Here is a 21,747-nt window from a genome sequence, read left to right on the forward strand (position 1 = left end):
TTACGCTTGCTGGGAGTTTTCTGAATATTGCTCACGCATGGAATCGGCCAGCGCCCTGTGCTTGAGCGGTTTACGCGCGGAAGGCGTGAACTCGACATCGCGACAACAACATCGGAACGCAGGTCGAGCTCGCAGCTTCTTGCCACAATCAAGCGGCACAAAAAGGCGCCTCAGGGGCGCCTCGGACTTCAAGCCATTCTCGTCAATCCGCAATTGGGTGCGTCATGCCCAGCAAGCGGCTGACGCGCTCCAGTTCTGTCTCGCGGCGCATGGCGGTAAACAGCTCTACCGCTTCGGGGTAGTTGCGCGTGAGCATCGCCAGCCACTGCTTCAAGCGGCCGGGTGCCTGCTTTTCTGTCAGTTGCGCCACCGATTGCCGCCAGAATTCTTGCAGCATGGGCTGCAGCTCGGCCCAGGTCATTTCCACCACCTGGGCACCTGCGCGGGCCGCCGCGATTTGCCGCGCCAGGTCCGGACGCGCTACCAGGCCACGACCGAGCATGATGTCTTCGGCACCACTGACTTCGCGGCAGCGTCGCCAGTCGTCAACGCTCCAGATATCGCCATTGGCGAACACCGGCACCTTGACCACGTCCTGCACACGGGGGATCCATTCCCAGTGCGCAGGCGGCTTGTAGCCATCAGTCTTGGTACGCGCATGCACCACGATATGCGCAGCGCCGCCCTCGGCCAACGCCGTGGCGCACACCAGCGCACCGTCCGGGCTGTCGAAGCCCAGACGCATTTTGGCGGTGACCGGGATATGCACCGGTACGGCGCGGCGCACATGCTCAACGATCCGGTTAAGCAACTCCGGCTCCTTGAGCAGCACGGCCCCACCGCGCGATTTGTTGACGGTCTTGGCTGGGCAACCGAAATTCAGATCGATCACCTCGGAGCCCAACTCGCAGGCCAGGGCGGCGTTTTCCGCCAGGCATACCGGATCGGAACCGAGCAACTGCACACGCAAGGGCACACCTGCGGCGGTGTGGGCACCGTGCAGCAGTTCAGGCGCGAGCTTGTGGAAATAGGCCGGTGTGAGCAGGCGGTCATTGACGCGGATGAATTCGGTCACGCACCAGTCAATCCCACCCACGCGCGTCAGTACATCGCGCAGGATGTTGTCGACCAACCCCTCCATGGGCGCCAAGGCAATTTGCATGGAAAACACTCAAGAAAAATCGTGGCGCAGTTTACTGGGTTTCCCACCGCAACCGTTAACCCCCTGTCAGGGCAGGCCCATAGCCGTCGAGAAACTCGACCGGCATGCGCTTGGGCTTGCCGCTGGACAGCTCGATGCATACAAAGGTGGTCTGCGCCCGTAGCAAGGTAGCGCCATCTCGGGGTCGGACCAGTTGGAAGCGGCGGGTCATCTTCAGCCGCTGGTCCCAATCGACGATCCAGGTGGCCAGTTGCAGCTCATCGCCTTCATAAGCGGCGGCCAGGTAATCGATCTCATGGCGCACCACCGCCATGGCACGGTCCAGGCGACGGTATTCGGCAAGGTCCAGCCCCAGGCGCTGGGAATGGCGCCACGCGCAGCGCTCGAGCCAAGCGACATACACCGCGTTGTTGGCATGCCCCAGCCCGTCGATGTCTTCAGCGGCGACCTGCAGATCGATGATAAACGGCGTTGCCAAATCCCAGCCCATGCCTTGCTCCCGGTCGATTAATGTCGGCGGGCAGCAGTGTATCAGGCACTTTGCCGTGCCTGTAGACGAGCGCCGCCCAGCAGCATCAGCACACCGTCGATCACCCGCGGATCGGCCAGTACCTTCTGATGGCCGCCCTGCTCCAGTTGCAGCAGGCGGCTGTCGAACCAGGCATCATGGATGGCCTTGGCGGCTCTGACCGGGACAAAGGTGTCGTCTTCAGCGTGCACAATCAGGCCTGGGATATTCATGTGGTAATGCGCCACGTCCAGATGCTTGAGCGGCATGCCAAAGGTCAGCTCGACCTCCTGGATAAATGCTGCACGCGCTCGCGCCGGCAAGCCCATCATGCGGGAAAAGCCGCCCAGCGCATCCAGAAACCGCGACGGCGCGGCGATGCTGACCAATGCCTGGGTGCGCAACCCCAGCTGCACGGCGAGCATCGCGCTGGCGCCGCCCATGGAATGGCCGATAACCGCATGCAGCGGCGGCAACTCGGCAGCCGCTTCCAGCATGGCGCGGGCGAATAGCACCACGTGGGCTTCGCGCCCTGGAGAATGCCCATGGGCCGGCCCGTCCAGGGCAATCACCGAGTAGCCGTTGTCGATCAGTGCGCCGATCAAGCTGGCAAATTGGGTCGGGCGACCTTCCCAGCCATGCATTAACAGCACCGCAGGCCCTTCGCCCCAACGCAGGGCCGACAAGCCGAACCGCAAGGTGATGCGCTGGGCCTGCGCCAGCATCGGCAACTCCCACTCACGGGGCGGCAGCGCGCGCGGGGTCATAAACACACGGCGCATTCTATTGGCTACCGTTTGCGGCGCCACGCGCCCCAACGTACCGTTGACACCTCGCACCCAGGTTAACGCGCCCATCGCCTGCTCCTTTTCAGCGCACCGCCGACTTGGCCGCGCGTATCACCCGATCCGACAATTCACCCGGCCCGAGCGCACGCGCCAGGGTCAGGCCACCCACCATCAACGCCATGTCCGCCAGGGCTTTATCGATGTCTTCCGGGCAGGCCGCCAACTGGGCCGCCATCAACTCAACGTGCTCGTTCAACACTTGGCGAAACGCCTCCGGCAAGCGGCCCATTTCTCCGACAGTGGCGGGTAGCGGGCAGGCCTGAGAGGTTGAATCACGGTGTTTGCGCGACAGATAAAAAGCCGCCACCAAGGTGCGGCGCTCTTCGCCGGTGATCTGCTCGTCGAGGTCGTCGATGGACGCGCGGCGCTGGGCCAGCAATTGACTGAAGGCCTCCAGCATCATCGCGTCCTTGCTTTCAAAGTGTGCGTAGAAGCCACCCACGGTCAGCCCCGCCGCCCCCATGACCTCACCCACGCTGGGCTCAGCCGGGCCACGTTGAATCAACGCAGCGCTTGCGGCCTGCAGAATGCGTTCGCGGGTTTGCGCTTTTTTATCGTTCATCGTATGCCTCCGTCTTCATGGGTTTAATATTATTACCATAATAATATTCCGCAACCGACCGGCATGACCATTGGTCAGAACGACAGGAAAGTATCGGAAGAGAAAATTGACAAACGCCAGACAAACAAAAGGGCCATTCAATAATTGAATGACCCTTAAAAATCCCGCAGAGCGGGTAATCGTGGCGTCCCCTAGGGGACTCGAACCCCTGTTACCGCCGTGAAAGGGCGGTGTCCTAGGCCACTAGACGAAGGGGACACAAACCTTCTATACATTGATCAGATCGACTCTGATCGATTCAAGGACGGTGTGGCCGGAACCTTGAACCTGTAAATTGGTGGAGCTAAACGGGATCGAACCGTTGACCTCTTGCATGCCATGCAAGCGCTCTCCCAGCTGAGCTATAGCCCCGATTTTTCGCCTGGCGGCGCAGCAGACCTTTCGAGCTGCTTGTTGAAACTGGCGTCCCCTAGGGGACTCGAACCCCTGTTACCGCCGTGAAAGGGCGGTGTCCTAGGCCACTAGACGAAGGGGACAAAACCTTCTGTACAACGGATCAGAGCTGAGTTCTGATCGATTCAAGGACGGTGTGGCCAGACCCTGAACCTGTAAATTGGTGGAGCTAAACGGGATCGAACCGTTGACCTCTTGCATGCCATGCAAGCGCTCTCCCAGCTGAGCTATAGCCCCTCATCGGTGAGGACGGGGCGAATCTTAATGGCGGTTTGGAAACGTGTCAAATTTATTTTCAACAATTTCCAAAATTTTTTGCCGGGATAACAATCACTTACCGACGAAACCCCGGAAAACCGGGGTTTCGTCGTTACCGCCGCGTGCTTAGGCGATAGCGCCCAGCAGCTTTTCCCACTCTTTGTTTTCTTTCTTCGACACACCACCCAGCAAATCAAGCGCTTGGCGCAGACGGAAACGCGTCAGGTCCGGGCCAAGAATTTCCATCGCATCGAGCACGGACACCGAACTGGCCTGCCCGGTGATCGCCGCAAACATCAGCGGCATGGCATCGCGCAATTTCAATTCCAGGGACTCGACCACCGCCTGAATCGTCGCGGTGATGGCGTCCTTCTCCCACTGCCGCAGGCTCTCCAGCTTCCACAGGATCAACTGCATCAACTGGCGAACCTGGTCACCTGACAGTTTCTTGGATTCGAACAGCTTCGGATCCGGGTTCACACCCCCGGCAAAGAAGAAACTGGCCAACGGCGCGACCTGGCTGAACGTCTCCACCCTGCCCTGCACCAGCGGCGCGATCTTCATCATGTATTGAGGATTCAACGCCCACTGCTGCACACGGCTGGCGAACTCTTCCACCGGCAAGTCGCGCAGCCATTGGCCGTTGAGCCACGAGAGTTTCTCGATATCGAAGATCGGCCCACCCAGCGACACACGGGACAGGTCGAAGTTGTCGACCATTTCCTGCAGCGAGAACTTCTCGCGCTCGTCCGGCATCGACCAACCCATGCGGCCCAGGTAGTTGAGCATCGCTTCGGGCATAAACCCCATGCGCTCGTAGAACGTCACCGAGGTCGGGTTCTTGCGCTTGGACAGCTTGCTCTTGTCCGGGTTACGCAGCAGCGGCATGTAGCACAGTTGCGGCTGTTCCCAACCGAAATACTCGTAGAGCAGGATCAACTTCGGCGCCGACGGCAGCCACTCTTCGCCACGCAGCACATGGGTGATGCCCATCAGGTGGTCATCGACCACGTTGGCCAGGAAGTACGTGGGCAGGCCGTCGGTCTTCATCAGCACCTGCATATCCATGCGGTCCCACGGGATCTCGACATCACCGCGCAGCATGTCCGGCACCACGCACACGCCTTCGCTCGGCACCTTCATGCGGATCACATGGGGTTCGCCGGCGGCCAGGCGGCGTGCCACTTCTTCCTTGGACAACAGCAGCGCGCGGCCGTCGTAGCGCGGGGTTTCGCCACGGGCCTGTTGCTCGGCGCGCATCTGGTCGAGTTCCTCGGCCGTGCAGAAGCACGGGAACGCGTGGCCCATGTCGACCAGTTGCTGGGTGTATTGCTTGTAGATCTCGCTGCGCTCGCTCTGGCGATACGGACCGTGCGGGCCGCCCACGTCCGGACCTTCGGCCCAGGTGATGCCCAACCAGCGCAGCGCATCGAAAATCTGTTGTTCCGACTCGCGGGTGGAACGCAGTTGATCGGTGTCTTCGATCCGCAGGATGAATTCACCGCCGTGCTGCTTGGCGAAGCAGTAGTTGAACAAGGCGATGTAGGCAGTACCGACGTGGGGATCCCCAGTAGGCGATGGCGCGATGCGCGTGCGGACGGTGGTCATGGCAGGTCTCGAATGGGCGATATAACTGAAAATTGAAACAAGGGGCGAATGGTAACAGCCCTGGGGGATTTCTGGAAAACCGCGGCGTGGCTATCGGGGGCAAGCCCCCTCCCACGGTTGAAATGTGTTCACAGATCAAAGTGTGAAGGGGCTTGCCCCAGATAAGGCCAGTCAATTCAGCGCAGATCAAACCGCCAACAAGCGCTCACGCAACTTGCCAATCTCGTCACGCGTCTGCGCCGCCGCTTCAAACTCCAGGTCGCGCGCCAACTGGTACATTTTCTCTTCCAACTGCCGAATCCGCTTGGTGATCTCACTCGGCGAACGCAGTTCGTTTTCGTACTTGGCGCTCTCCTCGGCGGCCTTGGCCATGCCCTTGCGCTTTTTGCTGCGCGAGCCGGGCACGGTGGCGCCTTCCATGATGTCGGCGACGTCCTTGAACACCCCTTTGGGCGTGATGCCGTTCTCCAGGTTGAACGCGATCTGCTTGTCGCGACGCCGCTGGGTCTCGCCGATCGCCCGCTCCATGGAACCGGTGATGCGGTCGGCGTACAGAATCGCGCGGCCATTGAGGTTACGCGCCGCGCGACCGATGGTCTGGATCAGCGAACGTTCGGAGCGCAGGAAGCCCTCCTTGTCCGCATCGAGAATCGCCACCAGCGACACTTCCGGCATGTCCAGGCCTTCGCGCAGCAGGTTGATGCCCACCAGCACATCGAAGGTGCCCAGGCGCAGGTCGCGGATGATCTCCACGCGTTCCACGGTATCGATATCCGAGTGCAGGTAGCGCACACGCACGCCGTGGTCGGCCAGGTAGTCGGTCAAGTCTTCGGACATGCGTTTGGTCAGCGTAGTGACCAGCACCCGCTCTTCCAGGGCCACGCGCTTGTTGATTTCCGAAAGCAGGTCGTCGACCTGGGTCAGCGCCGGGCGAATTTCAATTTCCGGGTCGACCAGGCCGGTCGGCCGTACCAGTTGCTCAATCACTCGGCCGGCATGTTCGGCTTCGTAATTACCCGGCGTCGCCGACACAAAAATCGTCTGCGGGCTGATGGCTTCCCATTCGTCGAAACGCATCGGTCGGTTATCCAGCGCCGACGGCAGGCGGAAGCCGTACTCCACCAAGGTTTCCTTGCGCGAGCGGTCGCCTTTATACATCGCGCCCACCTGCGGCACGCTGACGTGGGATTCGTCGATCACCAGCAGCGCATCCGGCGGCAAGTAATCGTAGAGGGTGGGCGGCGGCGCGCCGGATTCGCGGCCCGAGAGGTAGCGCGAGTAGTTTTCGATGCCGTTGCAGTAACCCAGCTCCAGGATCATCTCCAGATCGAAGCGGGTGCGCTGCTCCAGGCGCTGGGCTTCCACCAGCTTATTGTTGGCGCGCAGGTATTCCAAACGCTCGGCCAGCTCGACCTTGATGCCTTCGATGGCGCCCATCAGGGTTTCACGCGGCGTCACGTAGTGGCTTTTCGGATAGAAGGTGAAGCGCGGCAGTTTGCGGATCACTTCGCCGGTCAATGGGTCGAACGCCGAGAGACTCTCCACCTCATCGTCGAACAGCTCAATGCGGATTGCCTCCAGGTCCGATTCGGCCGGGTAGATATCGATCACATCGCCGCGCACACGGAAGGTGGCGCGGGCGAAGTCCATATCGTTGCGGGTGTACTGCAGGCTCGCCAGGCGACGCAGCAGCTCGCGCTGGTCGAGTTTGTCGCCGCGATCGACATGCAGCACCATCTTCAGATAGGTTTCCGGGCTGCCCAGGCCGTAGATGCACGACACCGTGGTGACGATGATCGCGTCCTTGCGCTCCAGCAGCGCCTTGGTCGCCGACAGGCGCATCTGCTCGATATGGTCGTTGATCGACGCGTCCTTCTCGATAAAGGTATCGGAGGACGGCACGTAGGCTTCGGGCTGGTAGTAGTCGTAGTAGGAAACGAAGTACTCGACCGCGTTGTTCGGAAAGAACGCCTTGAACTCGCCGTACAACTGCGCGGCCAAGGTCTTGTTCGGCGCCAGCACCAGGGTCGGGCGGTTAACCTGGGCGATCACATTGGCAATGCTGAAGGTCTTGCCCGAACCGGTCACCCCGAGCAGCGTCTGGTGGGACAGGCCGGCCTCGATGCCTTCGACCATCTGGCGAATGGCCTCGGGTTGATCGCCGGCGGGTTCGAAACGGGTGACCAGTTGGAAATCCGACATAACGTACCTCTTGAAGTCACCCCAGACTGTAAAGCGGTCGGGGACGAAATAGACCACCACCCGCGAAGATTCAGAGCGGGCCGTAGGAAATAACCATGATAGCCATACAAGTGGAGGCGAATGTGACGGCTTTCAAGGCAAACGTCTGACCCTGGGTTTTCGATCAAGGTTGCAATATGACTAACGGTCGGCAAATAAACCGAAAAACTTCGCCGAAAAGCCGTTTCGGTGGTCGCCCTCGGCACTGATGGCCTCTATACTAGCTCCCCGTTTGTGCACCGCTCTAGTGCATTCGGCTGGAGCGCGACACGTCCCTCCTACCCCCCATAGAGCTGCCGCAAAAATGAGCCTGTTCTCCGCTGTCGAAATGGCACCACGCGATCCTATCCTGGGCCTCAACGAAGCATTCAACGCCGACACCCGAACCACCAAGGTCAACCTTGGCGTGGGCGTTTACTGCAACGAGGAGGGGAAGATTCCACTCTTGCGTGCCGTTGCCGAAGCGGAAGCCATTCGTGTGGCGCAGCATGCCGCTCGTGGTTACCTGCCGATCGATGGCATCGCCGCCTACGACAAGGCCGTGCAAACCCTGCTGTTCGGTCAAGCGTCGCCACTGCTCAGCGCTGAGCGGGTAGTCACCGTGCAAGCCGTTGGCGGCACCGGCGCGCTGAAGATCGGCGCGGACTTCCTCAAGCAGCTGTTGCCGGGCGCCGTGGTGGCCATCAGCGACCCGAGCTGGGAAAACCACCGCGCGCTGTTCGAAACCGCCGGTTTCCCGGTGCAGAACTATCGCTACTACGATGCCGCCACCCACGACGTAAACCGTGCCGGCCTGTTCGAAGACCTCAACGCCCTGCCGCCGCAGTCCATCGTGGTGCTGCACGCCTGCTGCCACAACCCGACCGGCGTCGACCTGAGCCCGACCGACTGGCAAAAAGTCCTGGACGTGGTCAAGGCCAAAAACCTGGTGCCGTTCCTCGACATGGCCTATCAAGGCTTTGGCGACGGCATCGACGAGGACGCCGCCGCCGTGCGCCTGTTCGCCGAGTCGGGCCTGACCTTCTTTGTGTCCAGCTCGTTCTCCAAGTCGTTCTCGCTGTATGGCGAGCGCGTGGGCGCGCTGTCGATCGTCAGCGAGTCCAAGGAAGAAAGCGCGCGCATCCTGTCCCAGGTCAAGCGCGTGATCCGCACCAACTATTCCAACCCACCGACCCACGGCGCGGCCATCGTCGCGGCGGTGCTCAACAACCCCGAGCTGCGCGCCCAGTGGGAAGCCGAACTGGCCCAGATGCGCCTGCGCATCCGGGGCATGCGCGAGCAGATGGTCGCCGAACTGGCCAAAGCCGCCCCGGGCCACGACTTCAGCTTCGTCGGCCGCCAGCGCGGGATGTTCTCCTACTCCGGCCTGACCGTGGAGCAAGTCACCCGCCTGCGCACCGAGTTCGGCATCTACGCGTTGGATACCGGGCGCATCTGCGTGGCAGCGTTGAACCAGGCCAACATCGATGCGGTCACACAGGCAATCGTTCAGGTCCTGTAAACCTGCTGGTTGCACAAGGAGGGGAAGCCGATGGTTTCCCCTTTTTCGTATCCAGCCCCTAGACTGAACCCGACCGCCCCCTTCTGTGAGAGCCCTATGCGAAACGATGACCTGGATCTGCGCGCCGACCCCGACGATATGGACCCCTTCCCCCCGCGCGCCACCCACCACCCCAAGCGTGAAAAAAGCCTGGTGCTGCAGGTGGCGCTCGGCGTCTTCCTCGGTGGTCTGGCGTTGTGGCTGGTGCAACTGGGTGCAACGGCAATCATGGCGAAACTGGCCATGGGCACCTTCCAGTTCGGCGGCTGATGACCATCAGGTGGGAGGGGACACACCCACTCCCATCTTGATCACTCAGGCGACAGCCAGGCTGCGCTCCTCCAGCAGCTTCACAAAACTGTTCAAACTCTGCGACACCGTGCCGCGCCGCCAGATCAACCAGGTATTCAATACGCGAAAGGTATCAGCCAGCGGCCACACACTCACCGCCGCCGACCCCGGCATGCTTTCCAGCATGCTGCGCGGCATCAATGCCAGCCCGGCGCCCGCACTGACGCACGCCAACATGCCGTGGTACGACTCGATTTCGAAGATTTTGCCCGGCACCGAGCCATCCTGGGAAAACCAGCGCTCAAAGTGATGCCGGTAAGAGCAATTGGAGCGAAACGTGTAAATGTTCTCGCCATTCACATCCTGCCCTCGCCTGATCGGCGCATGGTGCAACGGCGCGATCACCACCATCTCTTCCTCGAACACCGCTACGCCTTCCAGGGTCGAGTGCAGCACCGGCCCGTCGACAAACGCGGCCGTCAGGCGCCCCGACAGCACGCCTTCGATCATGGTGCCCGAAGGCCCGGTGCTCAAGTCCAACTCAACCTTGGTGTGCTTCTGGTTATAGGCCGCCAACAACGCCGGGATGCGCACCGCCGCCGTGCTTTCCAGCGCGCCCAGGGCAAACGCGCCCTGGGGCTCCTCGCCCGCCACCGTGGCACGGGCTTCCTGCACCAGATCGAGGATGCGCCGCGCATAACCGAGGAAATTCCACCCGGCCGGCGACAGGCGCAAACGGCTCTTCTCGCGGATAAACAACTCGACGCCCAGGTCCTGCTCCAACTGCTTGATGCGCGTGGTCAGGTTCGACGGCACCCGATGGATCAACTGCGCGGCAGCGCTGATACTGCCCTGCTCGGCAACGGCCTTGAAAATTTCCAACTGCACCAGATCCAAGTCATTCTCCGATCGTGAACGTATTGCTCACTATTATTCAGTTCTCAGAAAAGATCCAGGCCCATACGCTGAACCCATTCCCCCTTCAGCAGGACGGCACCATGCACGCAGTTACCTCTCAGACCCACGCCCTCTCAATCAACCCGGCCAGCGGCGAAACCGTCGGCAGCTACCCTTACGAAACCGCACCGCAACTGGACGCGGCGCTTGATCGCGCTACCCAGGCGTTCCGCACTTGGCGTCGCCAGCCGGTCGGCCAGCGTGCCGAGCTGCTGCTGGCCCTGGCCACCGCTCTACGCGATCAGGCCGAAGCCATGGCGCAGATGATCACCCTGGAAATGGGCAAACCCATTGCACAGGCCCGTGCCGAAATCGAAAAATGCGCCCAGCTCAGCGAGTGGTACGCCGCCCACGGCCCGGCCATGCTCGCCCCGGAACCGACCCTGGTGGACAACGGCACGGCCCACATCGAGTACCGCCCGCTGGGCCCGATCCTTGCCGTGATGCCCTGGAACTTCCCAGTCTGGCAGGTGCTGCGCGGCGCCGTGCCGACCCTGCTCGCCGGCAACACCTACGTGCTCAAGCACGCACCGAATGTGATGGGCAGCGCCTACCTGATCAAAGCCGCGTTCCAACAAGCTGGTTTCCTTGATGGCGCGTTCGAAGTGATCAACGTGACCCAGGACGGTGTGTCCACCGCGATTGCCGATCCCCGTGTCGCCGCCGTTACCCTCACCGGCAGCGTGCGGGCCGGCATGGCCATTGGCTCGCAGGCCGGCGCCGCGCTGAAAAAATGTGTGCTGGAACTGGGCGGTTCCGACCCGTTTATCGTGCTCAACGACGCCGACCTCGACGCCGCCGTGCAGGCCGCCGTCATCGGCCGCTTCCAGAACAGCGGCCAGGTGTGCGCCGCCGCCAAGCGCCTGATCATAGAAGAAGGCGTGGCGCAGGCCTTTACCGCCAAGTTCGTCGAAGCCAGTCGTGCCCTGGCCATGGGCGACCCGACCGCCACCAGCACTTACATCGGCCCGATGGCGCGCTTCGACCTGCGCGACGAACTGCATGGGCAAGTCCAGGCGACCTTGAACGAGGGCGCTACCCTGCTGCTGGGCGGCGACAAAGTTGAGGGAACCGGCAACTATTATCAGCCGACGGTCCTGGCGGACGTCACCGATCAGATGACCTCTTTCAAACAAGAACTGTTCGGCCCGGTAGCCTCGATCATCACTGCCCGCGATGCCAACCACGCCGTGGCCCTGGCCAATGACAGCGAGTTCGGCCTCACCGCCAGCATTTTCACCGAGGATCCGGCCAAGGCACGCCAGATCGCCGACCAACTGGAGACTGGCGGTATCTTCGTCAATGCGTTCAGCGTTTCCGATCCGCGCGTCGCTTTTGGCGGTGTGAAAAAGAGCGGGTTCGGCCGTGAGTTGTCGCACTTTGGCGTGCGGGAATTCTGCAATGCACAGACGGTGTGGCTGGATCGCAAGTAGCCCCATTGAACAAATGGCGTTAGCATCCTGTCCACTCGGCTTAACAGCATGTTTTTAGGGTCAGGATCGCACTGTGGAAAAGCTAAATCGCCTTCAAAGCGGAATCGAAGGGCTGGATGCTCTGCTCAAGGGAGGGCTGGTGTCTGGGGCGTCTTATATCATTCAGGGGCGCCCCGGCTCCGGTAAAACCATCCTCGCCAACCAGCTGGGGTTCCATCATGCGCGCAACGGCGGCCGAGTCCTGGTCGCCACGCTGTTGGCGGAATCCCACGACCGCCTTTTCCAGTTCCTCTCCACCCTGAGCTTTTTCGACGCCGCCCGCGTCGGCGCCGAAATCCAATTCGTCAGCGCCTTCGACACCCTGGAAAACGAAGGCCTCGACGAGGTAGTGAAGTTGCTCCGGCGTGAGATCAGCAGGCAGAAGGCTACCGTTATGGTCGTAGACGGCTTGTTGAATGCACGCTCCAAGGCCGACTCGCCGATCGACACGAAGAAATTCATTTCCGAACTGCAAGGGCACGCCGCCTTCGCCGGTTGCACGGTGCTGTTCCTGACCAGCTCGCGCCTGGACGACGGCAGCCCCGAACACACCATGGTCGACGGCGTGATCGAAATGGGCGAGGAGCTGTTCGGTACCCGTTCGGTGCGCCGTATCCAGCTGCGCAAGACCCGCGGCAGCGGCGCGCTCACCGGCCTGCACGAATGCGAAATCACCAACGACGGCCTGGTGGTGTACCCGCGCCTGGAAAGCCTCTATGGCCGCCCTTCCGCACCGGACAGCGCCGACCTGACGCGCATCCCCAGCGGCATCACTTCACTGGACGCGATCCTTGGTGGCGGCCTGCACAGCTCCAGCGTGACCCTGGTAATGGGCCCGTCGGGCATCGGCAAGACCACCCTGGGCCTCAAGTTCCTGTCCGAATCGACGGTCGAAGCGCCGGGCCTGCACTTCGGTTTTTACGAAAGCCCGCAACGTCTGCAGCTCAAGGGCCTGTCCCTGGGCATCGACCTGCAGCAGATGCAGGACAGCGGCGCCCTGAGCGTGGCCTGGCAGCCCACCACCGAAGGCTTGCTCGACGGCCTGGGCGCACGCCTGCTGCGACTGGTGGAAGAAAAAGGCATCAAGCGGCTGTTTATCGACAGCCTCAGCGGCATGACCCGGGTGTCCACCAACCCGGCGCGCATCACCGATTTCTACAGCGCATTGATGAACGAACTGCGCGCCCGTGGTGTCACGGTATTCGCGACCTGGGAAATGCATGACCTGTTCGGTTCCGAGGTCAGCTCACCGGCATCCGAGCTGTCGAGCATTGCCGACAATCTGATGCTGATGCGTTTCTTCGAGATTCAGTCTGAACTTAGAAGGACGCTTTCCATTCTTAAGGTCAGAGACAGCTTCTATGACCCCTCGCTGCTGGAGGTGGTCATCCGCGACCAAGCCGTTGATCTAAGAAAGGTTTCAAGAAATGCCCCCTCAGTGGTGTCCAATTCAGCGCTGCCTGGTTCAGCTTTTTAAGTCTTTGTGTGGGTTGGACTGACATGACCACCATCCTGGTCGTCGATGACGAATATCTGATCGCCGACATCCTTGGCTTTGCGCTGGAGGATGAGGGGTTCATGGTCGTTACAGCGAGCAACGGACGCAAGGCACTGGACGTGCTCGAGCGCGAACGCCCGTCGCTGATCATCACCGACTTCATGATGCCGGTGATGGACGGCCAACAGCTCGCCGAAGCGGTGCGCGCCCTGCCGAACGTCAATCATCTACCGATCATTTTGATGAGCGGCGCGCAGGCGCACATCGGCATGCAGCGCTCGGACCTGTTCGACGCGGTACTGACCAAGCCCTTCAATATCGACCTGATTGTCGCCGAAGTGAAAAGGCTGCTGGCCTCGACTTGATGCCTCCCGCAGCCGGATACAGAGGGCTTTAACTCAACCCCGCCATCAAGGCGTCCAACACCACGCGCACCTTGGGCAGTGCCTCGCGGCGCTTGACCCAGGCCACGCTGATGGCTGCGCCTTCGGTGGCCAACTGCGGCAGCACCTCGACCAATGCCCCTTGCTGCAACGGTTGCTGAATCAACCACGATGGGAATTGCGCAATACCGCAACCTGCCAGCGCAGCCATCATCAGCCCCTCCCCATTACCGACCACCAACTGCGGCATAACCTGCCTGTGCCGGACCGCCCCCCGTTCATCCGCCACGTTCCATGGGCTGATGCGCCCATCCACCCAGCCATAGGCGATGCAGCGATGCTGGTCGAGGTCCGCTTCCAGCAACGGGGTGCCATGGTTCGCCAGGTAGGCCGGTGAAGCACACAGGGTGTGCCATTCACGGGCGAGCACACGGTGCCCCATCGACGGCGGCCAGGCCTCGGCGCCACCGATACGTACAACAATGTCAGCACCTTCCTTGATCGGGTCCACCAGCCCCTCGCTGAACGAAATATGCGGGATCAACAAGGGATGAGCCTGCAGGACCGGCAGCAGGACCGGCAGCACCTGTGAACGTCCGAACGCGCCGGGCAGATCGATACGTACCCGCCCACGTGGCTCGATATGCTCGGCCTGCAGGCAACGCTCGGCCTCTTCGAGGTCGGCGAGCACGCCCGTGCACGTGCGATAGAACGCGCCCCCTGCCTCGGTCAACGACAGGCGCCGCGTGGTGCGATGGAACAGTCGTGCGCCCAGGCGCTTTTCCAGGCGCGCGATGCTTTTACTGACGGCGGACGCAGTCAGGTTCATCTTTTCGGCGGCGGCGGTGAAGCTGCCGAAATCCGCCACGCACACAAACACATCGATACCTTTCAAACGTTCGGAGGAGAACATGCACGTTCCGTATTCATGAATTGAGTTCACAGCACTTGATAGAAATCATCCTAAATCAGAACCACGCTCCACAGTAATCTCTGGTGGGTTAACCCAACGTTTGAGGCCAGGATGCTGACCACACTGAAAAACTACCCCCGTACCGTTAACCTGCTGCTCTGCGCCGCCCTGATGCTGACATTGGCCCGTGCGATTACCCTGCCCTATCTGGTTATCTATCTGTCGCGCCAATTTGCGCTGAGCGTCGCCCATATCGGCCTGGTGATCGGCAGTACGTTGATCGTCGGCTCGCTGCTGAGCCTATATGGCGGTTTCCTGGTGGACAGGGTGCGCGGCTACCGATTGATCCTGGGATGTTGCGCAGTGTTTACCGCAGGTTTTCTAGGCGCATATGGGGCGCGCGACCTTTGGGTGTTCTACCTGTGCCTGGTCTCGATCAACCTGGCGTATGCCGTCATCGACATCGCGGTGAAATCCGGATTCGGCAGGCTGCTGCCCGTCGCCGAGCGCAGCGAAGCGTTTTCGATCAAATACACCCTGACCAATATCGGTTATGCCGTCGGGCCTTTTCTGGGTGCCGGCCTGGCAACCCTGGCTATCAGCCTGCCCTTCCTTGCGTCGGCCGGGCTGGGGGCGGGGTTCCTGGTGATGTACTACGTAGCGGGCGACCGAACCCTGGCGCCGGCTGCGGCCAGCCAGCCGACCGCGCCGTTCCTTGCAGTGGGCAAGCTGCTGTTGAGTGACTACCGGCTGGTGTGCTTTACCCTGGGCGGCCTGCTCAGCGCCGTGGTGTTCGGGCAATTCACCGCGTATCTGTCGCAATACCTGGTGGTCACCACCACCGCCGAAGCAACGTACCGGATCATCAGTAGCGTGGTGGCTACCAATGCGTTGATGGTGATCAGCCTGCAGTATGTGATCGGCAAGCGTATTTCCCACCGGCACCTGAACCTCTGGCTCATGGCGGGGCTCGGCCTGTTCCTGGCAGGGCTGGCGGGGTTTGGCCTGTCCACCAGCCTGGTGGGGTGGGTGGCCGCGATGGCAATTTTCACCCTGGGTGAAATCATCGTGTTTCCGGTCGAATACATGTTCATCGACAACATCGCGCCCGAGCCGCTGCGCGGCATGTACTACGGCGCGCAGAACCTGAGCAATGTCGGCGCGGCATTGGGGCCGGTGTTGTGCGGGATCGTGCTGGCCACACAGCCCGCCCACTCTATGTTCTACATGCTGGCGCTGTTCGTGATCGCCGGCGGTGCGTTATACCTCTTCGGCGCCTCGCTGGCCGCGCGTGCGCGAACGCCCGCATGGCCAACGTGAGCGTCAGCAACGGGTATGCCGACGCACGCACTGCACCAGCCCGTCCAGCTCACGCGACTTCACCGGCGCCAGTACGCAGACCGTGTGCTCGCGCTCGCCTTCGGACACCGTCAGGGTGTAGTGCACCTGCCCGGGGTTGCCGGGAGGCGGTGTGCTGCTTTGCGGCAACTGGAAAAACTTCGATGCTTCCACCAGTTGACGCAACTCCTGCTGGTCCGGCTCGGGCAGTGAGTCCAGTTCCACCGTGCGGGGCTTGGCCAGTCCGGGAAAAAACGCCGGCCCACCGTTTTCCTTGATCGAAATGTGCATCGCTGTTCCTCACCGCCCAGGCGGTTTGTCAGACATTAATGCCGACCGCTTTCCAGCCTTCCTTGACTGCTTTGTGCTCCTCCTTGTTCTCGCCGTACAGTCGGGCGGCAACATCATAAGTAATACGCGCAAAGCGCAGGAACCCGGAATTGGGTCGCAGTCGCGCATCGCGCAACGCGTCGTACCAGATGCGCCCCGCGCGTTCCCAGGCAAACCCGCCAATCCGGGTGGCGACTTGATAGAACGCATGATTGGGGATACCGGAGTTGATATGCACGCCCCCGTTATCGTCGTAGGTTTGCACAAAGTCGTCCATATGCCCCGGTTGCGGGTCCTTGCCCAGCAGTTTGTCGTCAAATGCAGTGCCGGGGGCCTTCATCGAACGCAGGGCCGTGCCTTTGATTTTGCTGGTAAACAACCCCTGGCCGATCAACCAGTCGGCGTCTTCTGCCTTTTGCTTCAACGCGTACTGTTTGATCAACGAACCGAACACGTCCGACAGCGACTCGTTCAACGCACCGGATTGATTGAAGTACATCAACTTGGCTTCATCTTCGGTGACACCATGGGCCAGCTCATGACCAATCACATCGAGCGCCACGGTGAAGCGGTTGAACAACTGCTGGTCGCCATCGCCAAATACCATCTGGGCCGAATTCCAGAATGCGTTGTTGTAATCCTTGCCAAAGTGAACCGTGGCGTCCAGAGCCATGCCGGCGTCATCGATGGAATTGCGGTCGAATACCTCATCGAAAAAATCGAAGGTGGCGCCCAGGCCGTCGTAGGCTTCGTCCACGGCCGCATCGCCACTGGCGGGCTGCCCTTCGCCTCGGACCAGCTTGCCCGGCAGGCTATCGGAGCCTTCGGCGGTGTAGATCGACCGCCTTTTACCCGCGCCCATGGCCAGCGCCATGTGCGCCGGGCCTTTGGCAGGCACTGCAAGCATGCGCAGCGAACGGAATGTGCTGTCCTTGGCACGCGTGCGCAGGGCATTTTCCCGTTGCGCTTTATCGCCGTGGCGTGCGATCTGGTCGAGCATGTACGGCGGGATCAGGCAGAAAATCGGATTGCGGCTAGGGTGAACACACATAGGCTTGCTCCATAAGGCGTGTGGTGAATATCCGGTTGACCGTTCCAGCATAGCCTTGCGGACACTGCCTGGCCCAAATTGTCATGAATCTGTGTTGCAGTAGTATTTACCCAAGGCCCGCAAGGAATCGCTCATGCCCGCACGTAAAGCCACAATCGACCTGTCACACCGCCCACGCCTCGCCGACCTGCGCCCGCTGGTCGCGCCCGGCCCGAGCCTCCTTGAGGCCAGGGCCGCGACCGCGCGCGTCACCGCCGCCAAGGATTTCAAGGACCGTCGCGGTTATGCCGAGGACTTTCTCAGCAGCTTCGCAGTGCCGTGGCCCACGGTCGACGATTCAATCGCCGACGACGTGCAGCCCGGGCGCCTGGACTACACGCATTTTTCGATCACCCTGTCGCGCTCGCGGCGACTGGCACTTTATGTGGGCGTCAATATCGACGGCGAACACCACGTGGATATCGTGCGCAGCAACGATACCTGGGCCTACGATGGCCGCCTGCCGATCGCCGCGCAGATCGGCGAAGACCTTTATGCCGGCAACGGCCTGGACCGTGGCCACCTGGTGCGGCGCCAGGACCCCAATTGGGGCGACGAGGCGAACACGGCCAATTTCGACACCTTCCATTTCACCAACTGCTCACCGCAGATGAGCGGCTTCAACCAGAAGACCTGGCTGGAACTGGAGGACTACATCCTGGACAACACCCAGCGCTGGAAAGCCCGGGCGACGGTATTCACCGGCCCGGTGTTCGCCGACGACGACCGCGTCTACCGTGGCGTTAAAATCCCCAAGGCCTTCTGGAAAGTGGTGGCCTATCTGGGCGACGACGGCAAGCCTTCCGCCAGCGCCTACATGATCGACCAAAGCCGTGAGCTGGGGCAGCTCGATCTGGTGTTCGGCCCACTGCGCACCTACCGACGCAGTGTGATCCAGATCGAACAACTGACCGGTATCCGCTTCGCCAACCTGGCCGACTATGACGGTTTCAGCAACGAAGAGCGCGCCACCGGCACGCGAATCGAGACGCTGATCCGCGGCCCGCAGGACATTCGTCTGTGACCGGGCGCTCTTCGGGCTATATCGCCTCGCCCTGATCGACTACCATACCGCGCCGGTTCCCGAACGGGACTAATAGGGAATCCGAAGCGCGGTACACCCGCGCCAATCGGAACTGCCCCCGCAACTGTAGGTGCCGAGCCTGCTCCCCACTGCCACTGGACGCGTCCGGGAAGGCTGGAGCGTGGCGATGACGCATCAGTCAGGAGACCTGCCGGCCCAGCAAGATCACTAACCGGCGGGGTGTCCGGGAAGGACCTCCTTGCCCGGCCCTTGGCGCCGGTGTTCAAGGGCGTGTTTCCATGAGCGTACCTCCCCCGTTGCACGTACGGTCCACACGGAGAACGCCCCATGCTGCCACGCGCTACCGCCCTGCTCGCCGGCTTCGGCCTGGCCACCCTGGCTCACGCCGCGCCCACTCACTACCCGCTGACGGTGCAGAACTGCGGCAGCACGCTGACCTTTGCCCAGGCGCCCGCGCGCAGCGTGACCATCGGCCAGACCGCCACCGAGATGCTTTACACCCTCGGCGTGGGCGACAAGGTGGTCGGCACGTCGCTGTGGTTCAACCCGGTGCTGCCGCAGTTCAAGGCGCAGAACGACACCATCGAGCGCCTGGCCAATAACGAACCGAGCTTCGAGGCGGTGATCGCCAAGCGTCCGCAACTGGTGGCCGCCGAGCTGGAATGGGTGGTCGGCCCCCAGGGCGTGGTGGGCACCCGCGAACAGTTTCATGAGCTGAACATCCCGACTTACCTGCTGCCCTCCGACTGCGAAGGCAAGGACAACCTGGTGGGCGCCGACGGCACGCGGCTGGAGCCGTTTCGCATCGACACCATTTACAAAAGCATCAGCCAATTGGCGGCCATCTTCGACGTCCAGGACCGTGGCCAGCAACTGAACGACAGCCTCAAGGCGCGCCTGGCCAAGGCCGTCGCCACGGCCCAGGGCAAGGGCCTCAAGCAGGCCAGCGCGTTGGTGTGGTTCTCCAGTTCCGAGATGGCCAGCGACCCGTACGTGGCCGGGCACAAGGGCGTGCCCGAGTTCATGCTGCAAACCCTGGGCCTGCGCAACGTGGTGCAGTCCGACGAAGAGTGGCCCGCCGTCGGCTGGGAAACCATCGCCAAGGCCAACCCGACCTTCCTGGTGATCGCCCGCATGGACCGCCGTCGCTACCCCGCCGACGACCATGAAAAGAAACTCGCTTTCCTGCGCAGCGACCCGGTCACGCGCAACATGGACGCGGTGAAACACAACCGCATCATCATCCTCGACGCCCTGGCCTTGCAGGCCAGCGTACGCACCTTCGATGGCCTGGAACAGCTGGCCGGCGCCATCGACGGCTACGACCTGCCGCAATGACTGCCAGCCTGCTGCGCACCCTCCTCGCCCTGGCGCTGCTGCTCGCTGCGGTACTCGCCGGGGTAGCCATCGGCGAAACCGCCATCGAACCCCAGGTGGTGTTGCAGGTGCTCGCCAACAAACTGTGGCACGCAGGTTATGTGCTCGACCCCATTGATGAAGGCGTGGTGTGGAACTACCGCCTGACCCGCGCCCTGGTCGCCGCCGCCTGTGGTGCGGGGCTGGCCACGTGCGGGGTGATCCTGCAATCGCTGCTGCGTAATCCGTTGGCCGACCCGTACTTGCTGGGCATCAGCGCCGGCGCCTCGACCGGCGCGGTGCTGGTGGCGCTGATGGGCGTGGGCGGTGGACTGGTGTCGCTCTCGGCCGGCGCATTCGTCGGCGCGATGGCGGCATTTGCCCTGGTGATTCTGCTTGCGCGCGCCAGCGGTTCGTCCAGCGGCACCGGCCAGATCATCCTCGCGGGCATTGCCGGCTCGCAGCTGTTCAATGCCCTTACCGCGTACCTGATCACCAAATCGGCCAGTTCCGAACAGGCGCGCGGCATTCTGTTCTGGCTGCTGGGCAACCTCAGCGGCGTGCGCTGGCCGTCGGTGTGGCTGGCGGTGCCGGTGGCGCTGCTGGGGTTGGCGGTGTGCCTGTGGCATCGTCGCGCGCTGGATGCGTTCACCTTCGGCAGCGACTCGGCGGCGTCCCTGGGCATCCCGGTGCGGCGGGTGCAGATCGTGCTGGTGGGCTGCGCGGCGCTGGTCACGGCGGTGATGGTGTCGATTGTGGGTTCCATCGGCTTTGTCGGCCTGGTGATCCCCCACGCCGTGCGCCTGCTGCTCGGCACCGGACACTCGCGCCTGCTGCCGGCCAGTGCGTTGGGCGGCGCGCTGTTCCTGATCGCCGCCGATGTGCTGTCGCGCACCTTGATCAAGGGCCAGGTGATTCCGGTCGGCGTGGTCACGGCGCTGGTGGGTGCGCCGGTGTTTGCGCTGATCCTGGTCGGCCGGAGGAACGCGCGATGACGGTGTTGAGCTGCACGGCGCTGGGCTTCAAGGTGCGTGACGCCGAGCTGCTGCGCGGGATCGATCTGCAGGTGGCTTTGGGTGAAACCCTGGGCATCGTCGGCCCGAACGGCTCCGGCAAGTCCACCCTGCTCAAATTGCTCGCCGGCCTGCGCACGCCGTCCAGGGGCGAAGTACGCTTGGGCGAACAGCGCCTGGGCGACCTGTCGCGCCGCGCCATCGCCCAGCAACTGGCGGTGGTGGAACAGCAGGCCGACACCGACGACGCCATTCGCGTGTTCGACGCCGTGGCCCTGGGCCGCACGCCCTGGCTGTCGGCGCTGAGCCCGTGGGCCGCCGAGGACGACGCCATCGTGCGCCAGGCCCTCGTCGACGTGGACGCCACCCACCTGAGCCAGCGCGCCTGGCGCAGCCTGTCCGGCGGCGAACGCCAACGCGTACACATCGCCCGCGCCCTGGCGCAACGGCCCCGGATCCTGCTGCTGGACGAACCGACCAATCACCTGGACATCCAGCACCAACTGGCGATCCTCAAAGGCGTGCAAGCGCTGCCGGTGACCACCCTGATCGCCCTGCATGACCTCAACCAGGCCCTGACCTGCGACCGCCTCGCCGTGCTGGATCGCGGGCGCCTGGTGGCGCTGGGCAAACCGCTGGAGGTGCTCACCCCGCAACGCCTGCAAGACACCTTTGGCGTGCAGGCGCACTACCTGACCGACCCGGTCGATGGGGCGCAGATACTGCGGTTGCGGTCCAACTGATAAGACAGCCAGGGCGTGGAGCGGATTCTGGGGGTTGCTCTATATGGTTGGTGGATAGGCTTGTTGTGGTGAGCGGGCTTGTCGAATCGTCGCACCGCCCGCGCTGGGCTGCGAAGCGGCCCCAAACCCAGGCACCTC

General features: G+C 62.3%; 20 protein-coding genes, 4 tRNA genes and 1 riboswitch. Of the genes, 10 read left to right on the forward strand and 14 right to left on the reverse strand.

Features of this window, described 5'->3' with window-relative positions:
* Positions 1–202 precede the first annotated feature (202 nt).
* The 10 genes from QRN10_RS14245 to uvrB form a co-directional block, all read right to left on the reverse strand.
* Complete coding sequence (locus QRN10_RS14245; protein ID WP_181081517.1) at positions 203–1,162, reverse strand: tRNA dihydrouridine synthase; 960 nt, start codon at positions 1,160–1,162, stop codon at positions 203–205.
* A gap of 55 nt (positions 1,163–1,217) precedes the next feature.
* On the reverse strand, positions 1,218–1,652 hold the full coding sequence (locus QRN10_RS14250) for an acyl-CoA thioesterase (RefSeq protein WP_181081516.1): 435 nt from the start codon (positions 1,650–1,652) through the stop codon (positions 1,218–1,220).
* A gap of 41 nt (positions 1,653–1,693) precedes the next feature.
* Positions 1,694–2,527, reverse strand: a complete 834-nt coding sequence (locus QRN10_RS14255; protein ID WP_253508552.1) for an alpha/beta hydrolase — start codon at positions 2,525–2,527, stop codon at positions 1,694–1,696.
* A 13-nt stretch (positions 2,528–2,540) separates the two neighbouring features.
* Complete coding sequence (locus QRN10_RS14260; protein ID WP_285428582.1) at positions 2,541–3,080, reverse strand: TetR/AcrR family transcriptional regulator; 540 nt, start codon at positions 3,078–3,080, stop codon at positions 2,541–2,543.
* A 182-nt stretch (positions 3,081–3,262) separates the two neighbouring features.
* A tRNA-Glu gene (locus QRN10_RS14265) sits at positions 3,263–3,338 on the reverse strand.
* 77 nt (positions 3,339–3,415) lie between these two features.
* Positions 3,416–3,491: transfer RNA gene (locus tag QRN10_RS14270), tRNA-Ala, on the reverse strand.
* A gap of 49 nt (positions 3,492–3,540) precedes the next feature.
* Positions 3,541–3,616, reverse strand: a tRNA-Glu gene (locus tag QRN10_RS14275).
* Between the two features lie 78 nt (positions 3,617–3,694).
* Positions 3,695–3,770 (reverse strand) — tRNA-Ala (locus QRN10_RS14280).
* A gap of 147 nt (positions 3,771–3,917) precedes the next feature.
* Positions 3,918–5,399: a glutamate--tRNA ligase gene (gene gltX, locus QRN10_RS14285; protein WP_181081513.1), complete on the reverse strand. Its 1,482-nt coding sequence runs from the start codon at positions 5,397–5,399 to the stop codon at positions 3,918–3,920.
* A 186-nt stretch (positions 5,400–5,585) separates the two neighbouring features.
* Positions 5,586–7,601, reverse strand: coding sequence for an excinuclease ABC subunit UvrB (uvrB, locus tag QRN10_RS14290; RefSeq protein ID WP_181081512.1), 2,016 nt, complete (start codon positions 7,599–7,601; stop codon positions 5,586–5,588).
* 343 nt (positions 7,602–7,944) lie between these two features.
* On the opposite strand from uvrB, the gene QRN10_RS14295 reads away from it, so the two are divergent.
* Together QRN10_RS14295 and QRN10_RS14300 are read left to right on the forward strand one after the other, a co-directional pair.
* Positions 7,945–9,141, forward strand: a complete 1,197-nt coding sequence (locus QRN10_RS14295; RefSeq protein ID WP_285428583.1) for an amino acid aminotransferase — start codon at positions 7,945–7,947, stop codon at positions 9,139–9,141.
* 96 nt (positions 9,142–9,237) lie between these two features.
* A complete protein-coding gene (locus QRN10_RS14300) occupies positions 9,238–9,450 on the forward strand; it encodes a hypothetical protein (RefSeq protein WP_034099195.1) in 213 nt (70 codons plus the stop codon).
* Positions 9,451–9,495: 45 nt separating this feature from the next.
* Here QRN10_RS14300 and ptrR read toward each other — a convergent pair whose 3' ends face one another.
* Positions 9,496–10,368, reverse strand: coding sequence for a putrescine utilization regulator PtrR (ptrR, locus tag QRN10_RS14305; protein ID WP_253508558.1), 873 nt, complete (start codon positions 10,366–10,368; stop codon positions 9,496–9,498).
* Between the two features lie 101 nt (positions 10,369–10,469).
* Between ptrR and QRN10_RS14310 the strand changes: the two genes are divergently transcribed.
* The 3 genes from QRN10_RS14310 to QRN10_RS14320 all read left to right on the forward strand — a co-directional run bounded on the left by QRN10_RS14310 (position 10,470) and on the right by QRN10_RS14320 (position 13,763).
* Positions 10,470–11,861 (forward strand): aldehyde dehydrogenase family protein, encoded by a 1,392-nt coding sequence (locus QRN10_RS14310; protein WP_285428584.1) that lies wholly within the window; start codon positions 10,470–10,472, stop codon positions 11,859–11,861.
* Positions 11,862–11,934: 73 nt separating this feature from the next.
* Positions 11,935–13,377 carry an ATPase domain-containing protein gene (locus tag QRN10_RS14315; RefSeq protein WP_181081507.1) on the forward strand — a complete coding sequence of 481 codons (1,443 nt, stop codon included), beginning with the start codon at positions 11,935–11,937 and terminating at the stop codon, positions 13,375–13,377.
* A 23-nt stretch (positions 13,378–13,400) separates the two neighbouring features.
* Entirely contained in the window at positions 13,401–13,763 is a 363-nt protein-coding gene (locus QRN10_RS14320) for a response regulator (RefSeq protein WP_253508560.1), read from the forward strand.
* Positions 13,764–13,791: 28 nt separating this feature from the next.
* Here QRN10_RS14320 and QRN10_RS14325 read toward each other — a convergent pair whose 3' ends face one another.
* The gene (locus QRN10_RS14325; RefSeq protein ID WP_285428585.1) at positions 13,792–14,694 is read right to left on the reverse strand and encodes a LysR family transcriptional regulator; all 903 of its coding nucleotides are present in this window, start codon (positions 14,692–14,694) and stop codon (positions 13,792–13,794) included.
* A gap of 111 nt (positions 14,695–14,805) precedes the next feature.
* Between QRN10_RS14325 and QRN10_RS14330 the strand changes: the two genes are divergently transcribed.
* On the forward strand, positions 14,806–16,014 hold the full coding sequence (locus tag QRN10_RS14330) for an MFS transporter (RefSeq protein WP_285428586.1): 1,209 nt from the start codon (positions 14,806–14,808) through the stop codon (positions 16,012–16,014).
* A gap of 3 nt (positions 16,015–16,017) precedes the next feature.
* Here the strand turns inward: QRN10_RS14330 and QRN10_RS14335 are convergent, their stop codons facing one another.
* Both QRN10_RS14335 and QRN10_RS14340 read right to left on the reverse strand, forming a co-directional pair.
* Positions 16,018–16,323: a protealysin inhibitor emfourin gene (locus QRN10_RS14335; protein WP_181081503.1), complete on the reverse strand. Its 306-nt coding sequence runs from the start codon at positions 16,321–16,323 to the stop codon at positions 16,018–16,020.
* Positions 16,324–16,351: 28 nt separating this feature from the next.
* Positions 16,352–17,413, reverse strand: a complete 1,062-nt coding sequence (locus QRN10_RS14340) for a M4 family metallopeptidase (protein ID WP_181081502.1) — start codon at positions 17,411–17,413, stop codon at positions 16,352–16,354.
* 133 nt (positions 17,414–17,546) lie between these two features.
* Here QRN10_RS14340 and QRN10_RS14345 point away from each other — a divergent pair, with 133 nt between their 5' ends.
* The 4 genes from QRN10_RS14345 (at position 17,547) to QRN10_RS14360 (ending at position 21,609) form a co-directional block, all read left to right on the forward strand.
* Positions 17,547–18,476, forward strand: coding sequence for a DNA/RNA non-specific endonuclease (locus QRN10_RS14345; protein WP_285428587.1), 930 nt, complete (start codon positions 17,547–17,549; stop codon positions 18,474–18,476).
* A gap of 36 nt (positions 18,477–18,512) precedes the next feature.
* A riboswitch (cobalamin riboswitch) is annotated at positions 18,513–18,706 on the forward strand.
* Positions 18,707–18,824: 118 nt separating this feature from the next.
* Entirely contained in the window at positions 18,825–19,835 is a 1,011-nt protein-coding gene (locus tag QRN10_RS14350) for an ABC transporter substrate-binding protein (protein WP_253508568.1), read from the forward strand.
* The gene (locus tag QRN10_RS14355) at positions 19,832–20,848 is read left to right on the forward strand and encodes an iron chelate uptake ABC transporter family permease subunit (protein WP_500126967.1); all 1,017 of its coding nucleotides are present in this window, start codon (positions 19,832–19,834) and stop codon (positions 20,846–20,848) included. The genes QRN10_RS14350 and QRN10_RS14355 overlap by 4 nt, the downstream gene beginning before the upstream one ends.
* Entirely contained in the window at positions 20,845–21,609 is a 765-nt protein-coding gene (locus tag QRN10_RS14360; RefSeq protein WP_181081499.1) for an ABC transporter ATP-binding protein, read from the forward strand. The genes QRN10_RS14355 and QRN10_RS14360 overlap by 4 nt, the downstream gene beginning before the upstream one ends.
* The last annotated feature ends 138 nt before the right edge of the window (positions 21,610–21,747 follow it).

Source organism: Pseudomonas sp. lyk4-R2A-8 (assembly GCF_030209095.1).
Classification (GTDB): Bacteria; Pseudomonadota; Gammaproteobacteria; order Pseudomonadales; family Pseudomonadaceae; genus Aquipseudomonas; species Aquipseudomonas quebecensis.